12 protein-coding genes are annotated in these 15,003 nt (G+C 69.7%); 6 read left to right on the top strand and 6 right to left on the bottom strand.

Translation table 11 applies throughout. The features are described 5' to 3' along the window. Window positions 1-4 precede the first annotated feature (4 nt). The 6 genes from gyrB to dnaA form a co-directional block, all read right to left on the bottom strand. Complete coding sequence (gyrB, locus tag AB5970_RS00920; RefSeq protein WP_370502018.1) at window positions 5-2,053, bottom strand: DNA topoisomerase (ATP-hydrolyzing) subunit B; 2,049 nt, start codon at window positions 2,051-2,053, stop codon at window positions 5-7. Window positions 2,054-2,235: 182 nt separating this feature from the next. Then, complete coding sequence (locus tag AB5970_RS00915) at window positions 2,236-2,811, bottom strand: DUF721 domain-containing protein (RefSeq protein ID WP_370502017.1); 576 nt, start codon at window positions 2,809-2,811, stop codon at window positions 2,236-2,238. Next, window positions 2,801-3,991: a DNA replication/repair protein RecF gene (recF, locus tag AB5970_RS00910; protein ID WP_370502016.1), complete on the bottom strand. Its 1,191-nt coding sequence runs from the start codon at window positions 3,989-3,991 to the stop codon at window positions 2,801-2,803. Before recF ends, AB5970_RS00915 begins: the two co-directional genes overlap by 11 nt. Before the next feature lie 10 nt (window positions 3,992-4,001). Further along, window positions 4,002-4,985 (bottom strand): phosphogluconate dehydrogenase (NAD(+)-dependent, decarboxylating), encoded by a 984-nt coding sequence (gene gnd / locus AB5970_RS00905; protein ID WP_370502524.1) that lies wholly within the window; start codon window positions 4,983-4,985, stop codon window positions 4,002-4,004. Between the two features lie 54 nt (window positions 4,986-5,039). After that, window positions 5,040-6,170 carry a DNA polymerase III subunit beta gene (gene dnaN / locus AB5970_RS00900; RefSeq protein WP_370502015.1) on the bottom strand — a complete coding sequence of 377 codons (1,131 nt, stop codon included), beginning with the start codon at window positions 6,168-6,170 and terminating at the stop codon, window positions 5,040-5,042. A gap of 729 nt (window positions 6,171-6,899) precedes the next feature. Further along, window positions 6,900-8,435 (bottom strand): chromosomal replication initiator protein DnaA, encoded by a 1,536-nt coding sequence (gene dnaA / locus AB5970_RS00895; protein WP_370502014.1) that lies wholly within the window; start codon window positions 8,433-8,435, stop codon window positions 6,900-6,902. A 510-nt stretch (window positions 8,436-8,945) separates the two neighbouring features. Here dnaA and rpmH point away from each other — a divergent pair. From rpmH to rsmG, 6 genes are all read left to right on the top strand, one after another. Next, window positions 8,946-9,083 carry a 50S ribosomal protein L34 gene (rpmH, locus tag AB5970_RS00890; protein WP_043601468.1) on the top strand — a complete coding sequence of 46 codons (138 nt, stop codon included), beginning with the start codon at window positions 8,946-8,948 and terminating at the stop codon, window positions 9,081-9,083. 11 nt (window positions 9,084-9,094) lie between these two features. Continuing rightward, the gene (rnpA, locus tag AB5970_RS00885; protein WP_370502013.1) at window positions 9,095-9,460 is read left to right on the top strand and encodes a ribonuclease P protein component; all 366 of its coding nucleotides are present in this window, start codon (window positions 9,095-9,097) and stop codon (window positions 9,458-9,460) included. 7 nt (window positions 9,461-9,467) lie between these two features. Next, window positions 9,468-9,764, top strand: a complete 297-nt coding sequence (gene yidD, locus AB5970_RS00880) for a membrane protein insertion efficiency factor YidD (RefSeq protein WP_370502012.1) — start codon at window positions 9,468-9,470, stop codon at window positions 9,762-9,764. 22 nt (window positions 9,765-9,786) lie between these two features. Beyond that, on the top strand, window positions 9,787-10,854 hold the full coding sequence (yidC, locus tag AB5970_RS00875) for a membrane protein insertase YidC (RefSeq protein WP_370502011.1): 1,068 nt from the start codon (window positions 9,787-9,789) through the stop codon (window positions 10,852-10,854). A gap of 34 nt (window positions 10,855-10,888) precedes the next feature. Then, complete coding sequence (locus tag AB5970_RS00870; protein WP_370502010.1) at window positions 10,889-11,404, top strand: protein jag; 516 nt, start codon at window positions 10,889-10,891, stop codon at window positions 11,402-11,404. Window positions 11,405-13,581: 2,177 nt separating this feature from the next. Next, complete coding sequence (gene rsmG, locus AB5970_RS00865) at window positions 13,582-14,259, top strand: 16S rRNA (guanine(527)-N(7))-methyltransferase RsmG (protein ID WP_370502009.1); 678 nt, start codon at window positions 13,582-13,584, stop codon at window positions 14,257-14,259. Window positions 14,260-15,003: the final 744 nt, after the last annotated feature.

Below are 15,003 nucleotides of genomic sequence, written 5' to 3'. Positions count from 1 at the left end.
TCGACTAGATGTCGAGGAAGCGCACGTCCTTCGCGTTGCGCTGGATGAACGAGCGACGGGACTCGACGTCCTCACCCATGAGGACCGAGAAGATCTCGTCGGCCGCCGCGGCCTCGTCGAGCGTGACCTGCAGCAGCGTGCGGTGCTCGGGCGACATGGTCGTCTCCCACAGCTCCTGGTAGTCCATCTCGCCCAGGCCCTTGTAGCGCTGGACCGAGTTCTCCTTGGGCAGGCGCTTGCCGCTCGCCTGGCCGTCGGTGATGACGGCGTCCCGCTCGCGGTCCGAGTACACGTAGTCGTGCTCGGCGTTGGCCCACTTGATCCGGTACAGCGGCGGCTGCGCCAGGTAGACGTGGCCGTGCGTGATCAGGTTCGGCATGTAGCGGAACAGGAGGGTCAGCAGCAGGGTCCGGATGTGCTGACCGTCGACGTCGGCGTCGGCCATGATCACGATCTTGTGGTACCGCAGCTTGCTGAGGTCGAAGTCCTCGCCGATGCCCGTCCCGAAGGCCGTGATCAGCGCCTGGACCTCCTGGTTGCCCAGCGCCCGGTCCAGCCGCGCGCGCTCGACGTTGAGGATCTTGCCGCGGATCGGGAGGATCGCCTGCGTCCGCGGGTTGCGGCCGCGCACCGCGGAGCCCCCGGCCGAGTCGCCCTCGACGATGAAGACCTCGCACTCCTCGGCCCGGTTCGACTGGCAGTCGCGCAGCTTGCCCGGCATGCCGCCGGACTCGAGCAGCCCCTTGCGGCGCGTGGCCTCGCGGGCCTTGCGCGCGGCCATGCGGGCGGCGGCGGCCTGGATCGACTTGCGGATGACGTCGCGGGCCTCGGTCGGGTGCGACTCGAGCCAGTCGCCCAGCTGGTCGTTGACCACCCGCTGCACGAACGTCTTCGCCTCGGTGTTGCCCAGCTTGGTCTTCGTCTGGCCCTCGAACTGCGGCTCGCCCAGCTTGATCGAGATGACGGCCGTGAGGCCCTCGCGGATGTCGTCGCCCGTGAGGTTCTCGTCCTTGTCCTTGAGGATGCCCTTGTCGCGCGCGTAGCGGTTGATCAGCGAGGTCATCGCCGCGCGGAAGCCCTCCTCGTGCGTGCCACCCTCGGTGGTCGAGATCGTGTTCGCGTACGTGTGCACCGACTCGGAGTACGCGTTGGTCCACTGCAGGGCGATCTCGACGGCGATCCGGCGCTCGGTGTCCTCGGCCTCGAAGTCGATGATGTCCGGGTGGACGACCTCCACCTTCTTGGCGCTGTTGAGGTGCTTGACGTAGTCGACCAGGCCGTCGTCGTACTTGTAGGTGACGGTGCGGAAGGCGGCCGGGGCTCCCTCCTCCGTCTCCTCGTCGCCGGCGACCTCGTCGCCCGTGTCGAGGTGCGCGGGGCGCTCGTCGGTCAGCGAGATCTGCAGCCCCTTGTTGAGGAACGCGTACTGCTGGAAGCGCGCGCGGAGCGTCTCGAAGTCGTACTCGGTGGTCTCGAAGATGGCCGGGTCCGCCCAGAACGTCTGCGACGTGCCGGTCTCGTCCGTGGGCGCGCCCTTCTGCAGCTCGCCCAGCGGCTTGCCGCCGTCGGAGAAGTCCTGCTGCCAGGTGAAGCCGTCGCGCTTGACCACGGTCTCCACGCGCGTGGACAGCGCGTTGACCACGGAGATGCCGACGCCGTGCAGTCCGCCCGAGACCGCGTAGCCCGCGCCGCCGAACTTGCCGCCCGCGTGCAGGATCGTCATGACGACCTCGACGGTCGGCCGGCCCTCGGTCGGGTGGATGGCCACCGGGATGCCACGGCCGTTGTCGACGACGCGCACGCCGCCGTCGGGCAGCAGCGTCACCTCGATGTGGTCGCAGTAGCCGGCGAGCGCCTCGTCTACCGAGTTGTCGACGACCTCGGACACCAGGTGGTGCAGGCCGCGCTCGCCCGTGGAGCCGATGTACATGCCGGGGCGCTTGCGCACCGCCTCGAGCCCCTCGAGCACCGTGATCGCGCTGGCGTCGTACCCGCCGTTGCCATCCTTCGTGCTCTTGGTGGTGCTGGACGGGGTGGTGCTCTGCTCGGCCACGGGCGGTGGTGCTCCTCAAGCTCTCACACGCGACGGAGCGCGCCGACCGAACTTCACCGGGTCGGATCACTCCATGACGCTGGAGTTCCGGGCACACATGCGCCAGGAATGACCTTCACAGTCTACCTGGTGGACGGGCCTGGACCCTCTTTTCCCACAGCCATCCGCGCGGGTGTCCGCAGTCAGCGGAACGTGTCGCGCTCTCCCCGGCCCGGAACCCGCTTGGGCCCGGTCTTGAACCGCGGCCCGCCGGGGTTCAGCACGGTGATCTCCAGGACGACCCCGTCGCCGAGGTCCGCCGCGAAGCGGCCGAGCATGGCCGGCGTCAGGAACTTCAGCTGCGTCGCCCACGACGTCGAGTGGGCGCGGAGCGTCAGGGCCCCGCCCTCGAACGACACGTACTCGCAGTGCTCGGCCACCTGCGGCCCGACGAGCTCCGACCACCGGTGCTTGAGCACGCCGGCCACCTGGTCCGAGGTACCTCCGAGCTGGTCGAGCAGGCCGCTCACCGTGGAGCCGATGAGCTGGGGGTCCCGCGCGCCCGGGCCTGCGGTCCCGACGGCCACGGGGACCAGCGGACGTCGTCGCGCCGGGTCGCCGGGCCGGAACCCGCGCTGGGCGGCCGCGGCCTTCGCCCGGCCCAGGGCCCCCAGCGCCACCTGCCGCGGTGGCGTGAGGTCGACCAGGTCGCGCAGCGGGACGCCGTCCACGGGCTTCGGCCTGGTGAACAGGCCGGGGTCGTCGTCGCTAGAGGACACGCGCCACCTCCCCGCCCATCACGTCCACCCGGGCACCGGCCAGCGGGGCCGGCACGTCGTCGGCGACCGCGGCCGTGATGAGGACCTGGCGCGCCGGGGCCACCAGCTCGGCCAGCCTGTCGCGGCGGCGGGCATCCAGCTCCGCGAACACGTCGTCGAGGATGAGCACGGGCTCGCCGTCCGGTCCCCAGTCGCCGCCGGCCCACCCGTCGACCTCGTCGCCGCGGGTCAGCAGCTCGTACGACGCCAGCCGGAGGGCGAGCGCGAACGACCACGACTCCCCGTGGCTCGCGTACCCCTTGGCGGGCAGGCCGCCGAGCGTGAGCACCAGGTCGTCGCGGTGCGGACCGACCAGGCTGACCCCGCGCTCGATCTCCTTGGTCCGCAGCCGACCCATGGCCTCGAGCAGCTGGGCCTCGACCAGCTCCGGCGACGCCGCGTCGTCGTCGGTCTCGAGGACCGCGTCGAGCGACGCCTTGTACGTGACGATCGCGTCGCCCTGACCGGCGCTGACCTGCGCATATGCCCGCTCGATGTGCGGCGCGAGCGACCGGACCAGGCTCCGCCGCGCCACGATGATCTGCGCTCCGGTCTGCGCGAGCTTGGCGTCCCACACGTCGAGCGTGCGCAGGTCGGCGCCGGCCCCCCGCCGGGCCGCGCCGGCCGACTTCAGCAGGGCCGACCTCTGCCGCAGCACCCTGTCGTAGTCCGTGATCACGCCGGCGACCCGCGGCGTGAGCTGCACCAGGAGGTCGTCGAGGAACCGGCGGCGACCGTCCGGGTCGCCCTTGACCAGCGAGAGGTCCTCGGGCGCGAACAGCACGGTGCGCAGGATGCCGAGCACGTCGCGCGCCCTCGTCGGAGACCCGCCGTTCACCCGCGCGCGGTTCGCCTTGCCCGGCGTGACCTCGATCTCGACGAGCGTCGACCGTGGGTGACCCGGCTCGAGCTCCCGCACGACCTTGGCCCGGACCACGGCCCGCGTCGTCCCCGCACGCACCAGCGCCGCATCGGTCGGGACGCGGTGGCTTCCGAGGGTCGCGATGTAGCCGAGCGCCTCGACCAGGTTGGTCTTGCCCTGCCCGTTGGGTCCGACGAGCGCGGTGATGCCCGGCTCCAGGGGGAGCTCGACCTGCGCGTACGAGCGGAAGTCGGTCAGCGAGAGGTGCGCGACGTACATCGGGTCCCGGCTAGACCGACCGTGCCGGGGGCGTGCCCGTGACCGGGCCCGTGGTCCCGGCCGGCTTCACGGCGTGCCCGCCGAACTGCTGACGCAGCGCGGCGACGGCCTTCATGGCCGGCGACTCCTCCTGGCGCGACGCGAACCGGGCGAACAGGGACGCCGAGATCACCGGCGCCGGCACGGCGAGGTCGATCGCCTCGTCGACGGTCCACCTGCCCTCGCCGGAGTCCTCGACCCAGTCGTCGATCTCGCCCAGGCCCGGGTTCTGCTCGAGCGCCTTGACCAGCAGCTCGAGCAGCCAGGACCGCACGACGGTGCCGCGCTGCCAGGCCTTCATCGTGCCGTGCACGTTCGTGACCAGGTCCTTTGCCGCCAGGAGCTCGTAGCCCTCGGCGTACGCCTGCATCAGCCCGTACTCGATGCCGTTGTGGACCATCTTGGCGAAGTGGCCGGCGCCGACCGTCCCGGCGTGCACGAAGCCCTCGTCGCGCGGCCCCTCCGGGCGCAGCGCGTCGAACACGGGCATGACCTTGGCGACCGTGTCCGCGTCGCCGCCGACCATGAGCCCGTACCCGTTGGTCAGGCCCCACACGCCGCCCGAGACGCCGGCGTCGATGAACTGGATGCCGTGCGACGCGAGCAGCTGCGCGTGCGGGATGTCGTCCTGGTAGTACGAGTTGCCGCCGTCGATCACGATGTCGCCCGGCGACATCTGCACGGACAGCGCCGTGATGACCGCGTTCGTGATCTCGCCCGAGGGCACCATCACCCAGACGATGCGCTCGCCCTCGGGGAGCGCGGCCACGAGCGCATCCAGCGACGGGACGTCGGTGACGTCGGGGTTGCGGTCGTACCCGGTGACGTCGATCCCCGCGGCACGGATGCGCTGCCGCATGTTCGCGCCCATCTTGCCCAGACCCACCAGACCGATGTGCATGCCGCCTGCCTCTTCTTCGGTTCCGTCGTGCGTGTCTCGCTCACTCTGCCGCAGCGCGGCGTGCGGCGCTGGTCAGGGTCACCTTGATCAGGATCAGCCTGGTCGGGATCAGCTCGCGAAGCGGATCGGCACCAGCAGGTAGCGGTACTCGGGGTTGTCCTCGCCGTCCAGCGTCTCCTGACCGGTGAACTCGACCGGCTTGTTCGGGTGCGTGAACGACAGCCGGACGAACGTGGTGCTCAGCGCACCCAGACCGTCCAGCAGGAACTGGGGGTTGAACGCCACCGAGATGTCGTCGCCGACCAGCGTGGCCTCGAGCGCCTCGGAGGCCTGCGCGTCGTCGCCCTGGCCGGCGTCGAGGACGACCTGGCCCTCGCTGAACGACAGGCGGATCGGGGTGTTGCGCTCGGCGACGAGGGCCACGCGCTTGGCCGCGTCGGCCAGCGCGTGCGTGCCGACGATGGCGTGGATGGGCGTCTCGTCGGGGAACAGCCGGCGGACCGCGGGGTAGTCGCCGTCCACGAGCAGGCTGGTGGTCTGCCGGCCGGCGGCCTCGAATCCGATCATGTCCACGCCGGAACCGGTGGACAGTGCGACCGTCACCGAGCCGGCGCCGCCGAGCGACTTGGCCGCGTCCGAGAGGGTGCGGGCACGGACCAGCGCGACGGTCGAGATGTCGGGCGACGACGGCTTCCAGGTGAGCTCGCGCAGCGCGAGCCGGTAGCGGTCGGTGGCGAGCAGCGTGACCTTCTCGCCCTCGATCTCGACCCGCACGCCCGTGAGCAGCGGCAACGTGTCGTCCCGGCTCGCGGCGACGGACACCTGTGCGACGGCGTGCGTGAGCTCGTCGCCGTCGACGGTGCCCGTGGTCGGCGGCATGACCGGGAGGTTCGGGTAGTCCTCGACCGGCATGGTCAGCAGCGTGAAGCGGCTGGCACCACAGGTCACGACGACCTTGGTGCCCTCGAGCACCACGTCGACCGGCTTGTCCGGCAGCGCGCGGGAGATCTCCGCGAGCAGGCGGCCCGAGACCAGCACGGAGCCGGCCTCGCTGACGTCTGCCGGGATCTGCGACCGTGCGGAGACCTCGTAGTCGAAGCTGGAGAGCTGCACGGTCCCGGTGGTGTCTGCCTCGAGGCGGACACCTGCCAGGACGGGGACCGGCGGCCGTGTGGGCAGGCTGCGCGCCGTCCACGTGACGGCGTCCGCGAGAACGTCGCGGTCGACCCGGAACCTCATACCTCACCTCTCGTCGAGCGGGCCTGCCGGCGTGCCGTCACAGGTTGTGAGGAGGTCCGGTCGGACAGGCGTCAGGCGAACACTACGCGAGTGGTCCGACGCTCGGTACGGGCATGGGGATGACAACCACAACCGTGTCGTTCGCAGGTCGTTCGTGGACGCTCGGAGCCCTTTGGCGGTGTGTGGATCCACCAGGGAGAGAAGTCTCGTCATCGTCATCGGTGCTGTGCATCGTGTGGATGACAGGTCTCCGCCCAGGTCAGTCGCGGTTCTGGCTGTGCACGCCGGGTGTGGGCGGGATCGGACACCCGGTGGACGGTCGTGGACGGCTGTGGTCGGGGCGTTCTGCGTCCACCGCGAGAGGGCCTCCCATCCACATGACAACCGGGGGTCGTCCACCGTCATCCACAGGTGTACGCACAGGTGTGGAGATTCGTCCCATGCATGTCTCATCCCGAGGGTGAAGGTTGTGGTCAAGGGGGTCGGAACGTTTCGACCGTGAGAGTTGTCTCATGCCCAGAAGCCCAGAATGACGGGTTGTGAGCGTCCACATTCGTCCCTATCGCCCGGTTTTGTGCCGTCGCCGCAGGTCAGCGGGCTGCCATGAGCGCCTCGGGCACCAGATGCGCCGATCGGGTGAATGCCGTCACAAGCGTCCCCAGGTTCCTGTGGACAGCTGTGGATAACCATGGGGAGACGGCCGGGCGAATCACCCAGAACAGGCCCGTCTCAGCCGCGGTTCTGCTGCTTGATCCGGTTGGTGAGCTCGGTGACCTGGTTGTAGATCGACCGGCGCTCCGCCATGAGCTCGCGGATCTTGCGGTTGGCGTGCATGACCGTCGTGTGGTCGCGGCCGCCGAAGGCCTGGCCGATCTTCGGCAGCGACAGGTCAGTGAGCTCCCGGCACAGGTACATCGCGATCTGCCGGGCCGTGACCAGGACGCGCGAGCGGCTCGAGCCGCACAGGTCGTCGATGCTCAGACCGAAGTAGGCGGCGGTCTGCCCGATCACCTGCGTGGCCGTGATCTCGGTGGTCTGGTCGTCGGTGATGAGGTCCTTGAGGACGATCTCCGCGAGCGACAGGTCCACCTGCTGGCGGTTGAGGTTGGCGAAGGCGGTGACGCGGATGAGCGCACCCTCGAGCTCGCGGATGTTGGTCGAGATCTTGCTCGCGATGTACTCGAGCACGTCCGGCGGTGCCTGCAGGCGCTCGCTGCCGGCCTTCTTGCGCAGGATGGCGATGCGGGTCTCGAGGTCCGGCGGCTGGACGTCGGTGATCAGGCCCCACTCGAACCTCGACCGCATGCGGTCCTCGAAGCCGTTCAGCTGCTTGGGCGGCAGGTCGGACGTGATCACGACCTGCTTGTTCGCGTTGTGCAGCGTGTTGAACGTGTGGAAGAACTCCTCCATCGTCTGTTCCTTGCCCTGCAGGAACTGGATGTCGTCGATGAGCAGGACGTCGACCTCGCGGTAGCGACGCTGGAACGCGCCGGCCTTGCCCTCGCTGATGGAGTTGATGAAGTCGTTGGTGAACTCCTCGGAGTTCACGTACCGCACACGCACGCTCGGGTAGAGGTTCTGCGCGTAGTGCCCGATCGCGTGGAGCAGGTGCGTCTTGCCCAGGCCGGAGTCCCCGTAGATGAACAGCGGGTTGTAGGCCTTGGCCGGCGCCTCTGCCACGGCGACCGCGGCGGCGTGCGCGAAGCGGTTCGAGCTGCCGATGACGAACGTCTCGAAGAGGTACTTCGGGTTCAGTCGGGCCGGCTCGGCCGGCTGGCGTCGGTTGCCCGGTGACGGGCGGTCGTCGTCACGCCCGCTGTAGCGGCCCGTCCGGCGGGAGTCGTGGTCGCTCGTGTCGTCGTCGTTCACGAGCGACAGGTCGGGACGTGCCTCGCGGCGCGCGTCGGCCTCGTCCGCCTCGCGCTCGTCGCGCGACGGGCTGTACGGCTCGTGACGCTGCTCGGTACCGACCACGCGGAGAGCAGGAGGTGCGTCCTCGGCCAGCTCGGGGTCGACCGTGATGGCGAAACGGGCCTCGCGCTCGAGCGCGGCGCTGAGGGCGACGGTCACCTCGCCGCGCACGCGCGACTCGAGATAGTCCTTGGTGAGGTCGTTGCCGACCGCGAGGAGGAGCGTCCCGTCGAGAAGTCCCAGAGGACGCGCCAGCCGGACGAACGCGATCTGGCGCGGGGTGATGTCGGGACTCTCCTCGAGGGTCGACACCACGTGCCCCCAGACCCGGGCGAGCTCTTCGTCCTGTGACACGTGCTACCTCGGTTGTTCGTTCGCGTGGGTGGTCGAGTCTCGCACGACCCCGGGTTGTCCACACAGTTGTCCACACCTGTGAGCGGATGTGCTCGGCGGACTCTGACGCTGCCCGACGTGATCAGGACGGCATCCGGAGCGGCCGTGGTGGTCGTGCTCGTCGCACGTCGTCCCCTGTCCACCACGTGGCGGTCCACAGGTTGCGCGCCTCCTTGCGACGCTGACCGATCGTAGTGGTCACCCTCCGGCACGGGCAGTGCCTCAGCGGGTGACGTCAGAGGGCTCCGCGCACGGGTGTGGGAGGATCGGTTCGGCGAGTCGCGCGCATTTGACCGGCCAGCACGGCGGGAAGTACGGTATTGCAGCCTTATCGATGGCTCCTCCTGGCGCGCCCTGACGCCGCACGCGTGCAGCTGTGTCTGCCTGTGTGTCCCGGAGCATTCGTTCTCGGCAGCCTGAACCTGGTCGCGCGGCACCTGCGAGACCCACCCGATGTAGTTGGAGACTCTCGTGACCAAGCGCACCTTCCAGCCGAACAACCGGCGCCGGGCCAAGACCCACGGCTTCCGCCTGCGCATGCGCACGCGTGCCGGCCGCGCGATCCTCGCGGCTCGCCGCCGCAAGGGCCGCGCGGAGCTCTCGGCCTGACACCACCGTCGGTGCTGTCCGCCGCGCACCGGATGCGCCGCGCTGCCGACTTCGAGCAGGCGGTGCGCAGAGGTGCGCGCGGCGGACGGGACACCCTCGTGGTGCATCTGACGACACGGACCGATCACTCGCCCACCGGGCCGGTGGTCGGTCTTGTCGTGTCCAAGGCTGTCGGCACGGCGGTCACCCGGAACCTGGTGAAGCGGCGTCTCCGCGAGCTCGTGCGGGCTCGGCTCGCCGACCTGCCGGCCGACGCGGGGATCGTCATCCGGGCGCTCCCGTCCGCCGCCGACCGACCATTCGCGCTCCTCGGAGCCGATCTGGACGGTGCGCTCGAGACGGCGGCCCGCCGCGCCCGCCGACGGACCGAGGCGTAGTCATCCCATGACTCTTCACTCCGTGGTTCGTGCGATCGGGCGTGCTCCCGCGCTCCTGCTGGTGCTGCTGATCCGGGTATACCAGCGGTTCATCTCCCCGATGACGCCTCCCACCTGCAAGTTCTACCCGTCCTGCTCGCAGTACGCGGTGATCGCGCTGCAGCGTCACGGCGCGATCCGCGGGACACGGCTTGCGGTCTGGCGGCTGCTGCGGTGCAACCCCTGGAACCTGGGCGGCGTGGACGACGTTCCACCAGCACGGTCCGCTCACCGTCATTCCCCCGTGGCCACGGCCACGCACTGACCCCAACGAGGAGTTCTGCCACATGTCGTGGTTCGACGGTCTGCTGAAACCGATCATGGTCGTCGTGGCCTGGATCATGGTCCAGTTCCACGCGCTCTTCGAGGCGGTCGGGCTCGACCCTGCCAGTGGCGCGGCCTGGGGCCTGTCCATCGTGGGGCTGGTGATCGTCATCCGGATCGCCCTCATCCCGCTCTTCTTCCGCCAGATCAAGGCATCGCGGGGCATGCAGCTCATCGCCCCCCAGATGCAGGCGATCCAGAAGAAGTACAAGGGGAAGACGGACCCGGCGTCGCGCGAGGCTCTGCAGCGCGAGACCATGGCGCTCTACCGCGAGAACGGCACCAACCCGTTCGCGTCCTGCCTGCCGATCCTGCTGCAGTCCCCCATCTTCTTCGCGCTGTTCCGCGTGCTCATCGAGCTCCCGCAGGTCGCGTCGGGTGCGTACCCGCCCATCGGCCCGATGTCGCCCGAGCTGGCGGCGCAGGCCGAGGCCGCGACGATCTTCGGTGCCCCGCTGTCCGGCACGTTCATGCAGGCCGGTGACAACTGGCACATCCGGGTGGTCAGCGCCCTCCTGATCGTCGCGATGTCGGCGACGACCTTCCTCACGCAGCGCCAGCTGACCATGAAGAACATGCCGCCGGCCGCGCTCCAGGGCCCGATGGCTCAGCAGCAGAAGGTCCTGCTCTACGTCCTGCCGCTGATCTTCGCCTTCTCGGGCGTGAACTTCCCCATCGGTGTCCTCATCTACTGGACCACCACCAACCTCTGGTCGATGGGCCAGCAGTTCTACACGATCCGCCGGATGCCGGCCCCTGGCTCCCAGGCCGAGATCGCCATGAAGGAACGGAAGGCCCGCAAGGCGGCCGCCGGCCACGCCCCCCTGATCGAGGACGCCGCCCCGTCGACGACCGTCCTCATCGAGGAGAAGCCGCGCGGACAGCGCCAGCAGCCGAAGCGCAAGGACCGCAACAAGCCGCCCCGAGTCATCTCGGGCGACGTGACCGACAAGCCGAACTCGTCGCCCGACGACGAGCCCGACGGGCCCAGCACCTCGGCGCCAGCCGCCCCCACCAAGCCAAAGAAGTAGCGCACCCGCGCGACGTTGATCGGAGAGAGACTCCATGAGTTCGACCCAGCCTGACGCCGCTCCTGTCGAGACGGTCAGCACCAAGCGCCTCGAAGAAGAGGGCGAGATCGCCGCCGACTACCTCGAGGAGCTGCTGGACATCGCCGACCTCGATGGCGACATCGACATCGACATCGACCACGGCCGTGCCGCCGTGGAGATCGTGTCCGAGGACCCCGCCGACACGTCCCTGTCCCGGCTGGCCGGGCCCGACGGCGAGGTTCTCGATGCTCTGCAGGAGCTGACCCGCCTCGCCGTCCAGGCGAAGACCGGCGAGCGCAGCCGCCTGATGCTCGATGTCGCCGGCTACCGTGCCGGTCGTCGCGCCGAGCTCATCACCGTCGCCAACGAGGCGATCGCCCGCGTGCGGGAGTCCGGTGTGGCCGTGGCCCTGGACGCCATGAACCCGTTCGAGCGCAAGGTCGTCCACGACGCCGTGGCGAGCGCGGGGATGTCGAGCGACTCGGACGGTGTCGAGCCCAACCGCCACGTGGTGATCCGCCCCGCCTGAGGATCGTCGCGTAGGGCTGAGGGGCGGGCTTCCGAGCCCGCCCCTTCGTTCTGCCCGGTGGCGTCGGCTTCCCTGCGATCCTTGTCGCCAGGTTGTTCCATGTGAAACAGCCGGCTGCTAGCGGGTGGCGTCCGAGCTTGTTCCACGTGAAACAGCGTGCCGCCGGTGTGGGTGCCCGAGGGTGTCCCACGCAAGTACAACAGTGGCCCCGAAGCGGTCCAGGCGTGTTTCACGTGAAACATTTAGTGGTGTCTGAGCTTGTTCCACGGAGAACAGCGCACCTGTCGCTGTCGGTACTAGGGGTCCGCACTGCTCGGAAGGTGGCCCGCTCCCGTACTCCTGACCTCCCGACCCCGGCCGTTCACGGCGATCTCGCGGGCATCGAGCGCCCTTGGGCCGACCGGGTCAGACGTACGAACCGTCAGCCAGTCACCGGTCCGCGGGTGATCCGGACTCACAACCGCTCGCCGCTGGATGGCAACGGCCCGCCCATGTCCACTCGCGTGCCTATCGCGCTCGCGCAGTCCGTGCCGAGGAACCGGTCTGTTTCACGTGAAACAACGTCGGTAGCTCGCCGACGGATCGTGGATGGGCCGCTGTGGATCGCGCTTGCGCGCGAGAGAGGCCGACAATGGCGCGCGACGACGCGCGGCCGACGATCGCGCCAGGTCCAGACCCTTCGGCCACGATGCCTTCGCCCGCTACCACTCGCGTCGGCGTGCGCCCGCGAGCCGAGCCGGACCTCACGCTCCTGTGTGAGGCGTCGTCCTGGTCGTTCCTGGTCGCCGCACCCGGCCGCTTCGCAAATGCTCGATCCGCGTTCGGTGACTGGCTCGGGGCCGCGCGAGCGGGCGCTGGTGCACAGAGTCGAGCCCAGCTGCCGAGGGCGTCGATCGGGGAGCGGCTGAGCCAACGGCGCGTGGGCACGGAGAGCACTGCGCCGACATGGTGCAAGTCCTCCCATGCTTGTGTTGCCGGCTGGCCGGGCGCAACAAGGCCTGGTGCCATGCGAGCACTTGAGGCGCCTGTGCTGCCGGCAACGAGCGGCTGAGCCAAGACTCGGCGCCCCGCGAGCCCCGCATGCCCGAGCGGCCGACGGGAAGTGGCCGACATGAAGCCGTCGATTCGTGCGGAGAACCCACAGCGGCCTGACACATGCGCTCCACGTGCTTGCGTGGACAGACGAGAGTGGCTGAGCTCAGTTCACGCCCCTGTATGAACGCGCCTCTTTGACGTCCTCGAGCCTCGGTGACGGGCCCTGCTAGTCCCGGGCAGGTGCCGAGTCGGCGTGGCCGGTGGCATTGCCTTGCGCCACGGGATCTCGACGGAAGGGCACCACCCTTCGCGACTACGGCTGTCTCGGCTCCCTCGCGCAAGTTCGGCACATGTTTCACGTGGAACATCACACTGCACGCCTCGTTGGTCTTCGCCGCTGACTGAATACTGGTGGTCGCCGTTCCGCGCGCGACGACCCGCACACACGCCGGCTAGACCCCGCCGGGCTAGCCCAGACCGAACCAGCTCGTCGTGACCGGCCCGGCTCGCCCTGACCGGCCGTGCTCGCCCTGACCGGCCCGGCTCGGCCCGCCCCACCCCGATCGGCTCGGCCCGGCGCGCCCTGACCGGTCTGACTCGGTACCAAGTTCGGGGACGTGCGGGCGGCCTCGTTTCACGTGAAACCGCGCGTCGCGTGTCATCAGGGCGATCCGGGGCCGTCTGCGGAAGATCGCGCCGCGCTCGTGCGTCCGCACGGGTCTCGTGTGGTCATCAGCCGCGGCGCCGCTGGCCTCGAGCCACGTCGGGCCCTGTGAAGCCCCAAGGGAAGGGGAGCGGCCACGGGGCGTGCTGGACAGCAGTGAAGAGGGGTGAGGCGCACCGGATGCGGTCGGGAATCGCCCGCGGGACGCGGGCTCTGCTGCCGCATCCAGCCTTCAATGCGCGGGACCAATCCCGTCACGTTGGCTGTCGCTGGGTGACCTGGACCGGGGGCGCGTGACAAGCGGACCACCTCGACCCAGGTTCTCTCCACAGCCGCCATCGGACGGAGCGAGCGGTCTCGCTGACGCACGGTACGGTAGGGCGGCGCCGCGCGGTGTGGGCGCTTGAACGGGGCCCGCAGAAGCGACACGCTGGCTGTGAACGGCACATGTTCCACGTGAAACCAAGGGGTCCAGACGGTGACAGAAGCTCGGTCGGCAGACGTCGACAGAGCCGACCCTCTGGACGGCGACCCTCGACTGGCGCCGTTCTTCGGGAGCGCGTGGCCCAAGGTCCTCGCCTTCCACGACATGCTGGTCCGCGAGGGAGAGATTCGGGGTCTCGTCGGTCCTCGGGAGTTTTCGCGTCTCTGGGAGCGCCACCTGCTGAACTCCGCTGCGGTGGTGCCTTTCCTTCCGACTGAGGGCCGGATCATCGACCTGGGGAGCGGAGCAGGGCTCCCGGGCGTGGTGGTCGCCGCGATGCTGCCCCAGGCCGAGGTCGTCCTCCTCGAGCCCATGGAGCGACGGACCGACTGGTTGACGGAGGTCTCGCAGGCGCTCGGGCTCGACAACGTGGTCGTGCGCCGGGGGCGGGCTCAGGACGAGCACGGACAGTTGACGGCGGATGCTGTGACGGTCCGGGCGGTCGCATCGCTCGACAAGCTCTACCGGTGGGCCATGCCGCTGCTCCGGCCGGGTGGATCGCTTGTCGCGCTGAAGGGCGGAAGGGCAGAGGACGAGATCGAGGCCGCCAAGCACGTGGGCCGCAAGCTGGGAGCCGGCGCCGCCTCGGTGTTGGAGGCACCCACGATCGAGGGGGTCGAAGTGACGAGAGTGGTCCGCGTCGTACGGGAGGCAGTTCCTGGTGTTCGGTAGGAAGAAGCGGCGTCACGACGACGAGGCCGGGGACGAGGCCGCCGCAATCGACCTGGGCGCTCCGGCTACACCGGCCGACGCCGGCACTCAAGGTGAGGCACCCGCGTCCGTCTGGGCTCCTGAGACCACTGCCACTGGGCATGACGCCGTTGCTGGTCAGCCCACTGCCGCTGAGTCCGCTGGTGCCTCAGCCGCTACTCAGTTCGCGCCTGCGGCGGCCGCTGCCCTTCAGGGAAGTGACCCTGGGCTGACTGCGGTGCCGCACGCGCGTCAGGCCGAACCGCAGGTCATGGAGACCGCACCCGGTCCGCGCGTGTACGAGCCACCGGCAGAGGGGCTGGAGAGCTCTCGCGGCCTGCCTCCAGCGGACGGCGGCCCGAGCCGTGCCGCCCCTGTGACGGCGCCGACTTCCGACGTCCGACAGTTCGACTCGCAAGAGGGCGTCGCGCCCGGAGCGGCAGTCGCCACCGGATCGGGAGCACGTGGGGACCTTGTTTCACGTGAAACAGCCGGCGAGCTGGATGGGTCGCCCGAGCAGTTGTCGGACGGCGAGCAGGACGGGTCATGGGATGACCCTCGCGCTGGGTACGGTGCCGACGGTCCACGGGTGGGTGCCGACGCAGTGCTCGCAACGGACCCTGCCGATACCTACACCGGCGGCTCGGCCGAGGAGCAGCACGGTGCAGCGGGAGAACTGGACCCTGCGACCGGCGATGCTGGCACCGCAGGGGCCGTCGGCCGTGA

The sequence above is a fragment of the Cellulomonas sp. ICMP 17802 genome, from assembly GCF_041295535.1.
Classification (GTDB): Bacteria; Actinomycetota; Actinomycetes; order Actinomycetales; family Cellulomonadaceae; genus Cellulomonas.
Note: the sequence above shows the minus strand (reverse complement) of the source record. Positions and strands in the feature narration are given on the sequence as shown.

Coding starts and splice junctions, on each gene's coding strand:
- dnaN (WP_370502015.1), bottom strand. CDS start 6,170: ATGAGGTTCCGGGTCGACCGCGACGTTCTCGCGGACGCCGTCACGTGG.
- AB5970_RS00870 (WP_370502010.1), top strand. CDS start 10,889: ATGAGTTCGACCCAGCCTGACGCCGCTCCTGTCGAGACGGTCAGCACC.
- recF (WP_370502016.1), bottom strand. CDS start 3,991: ATGTACGTCGCGCACCTCTCGCTGACCGACTTCCGCTCGTACGCGCAG.
- yidD (WP_370502012.1), top strand. CDS start 9,468: ATGACTCTTCACTCCGTGGTTCGTGCGATCGGGCGTGCTCCCGCGCTC.
- yidC (WP_370502011.1), top strand. CDS start 9,787: ATGTCGTGGTTCGACGGTCTGCTGAAACCGATCATGGTCGTCGTGGCC.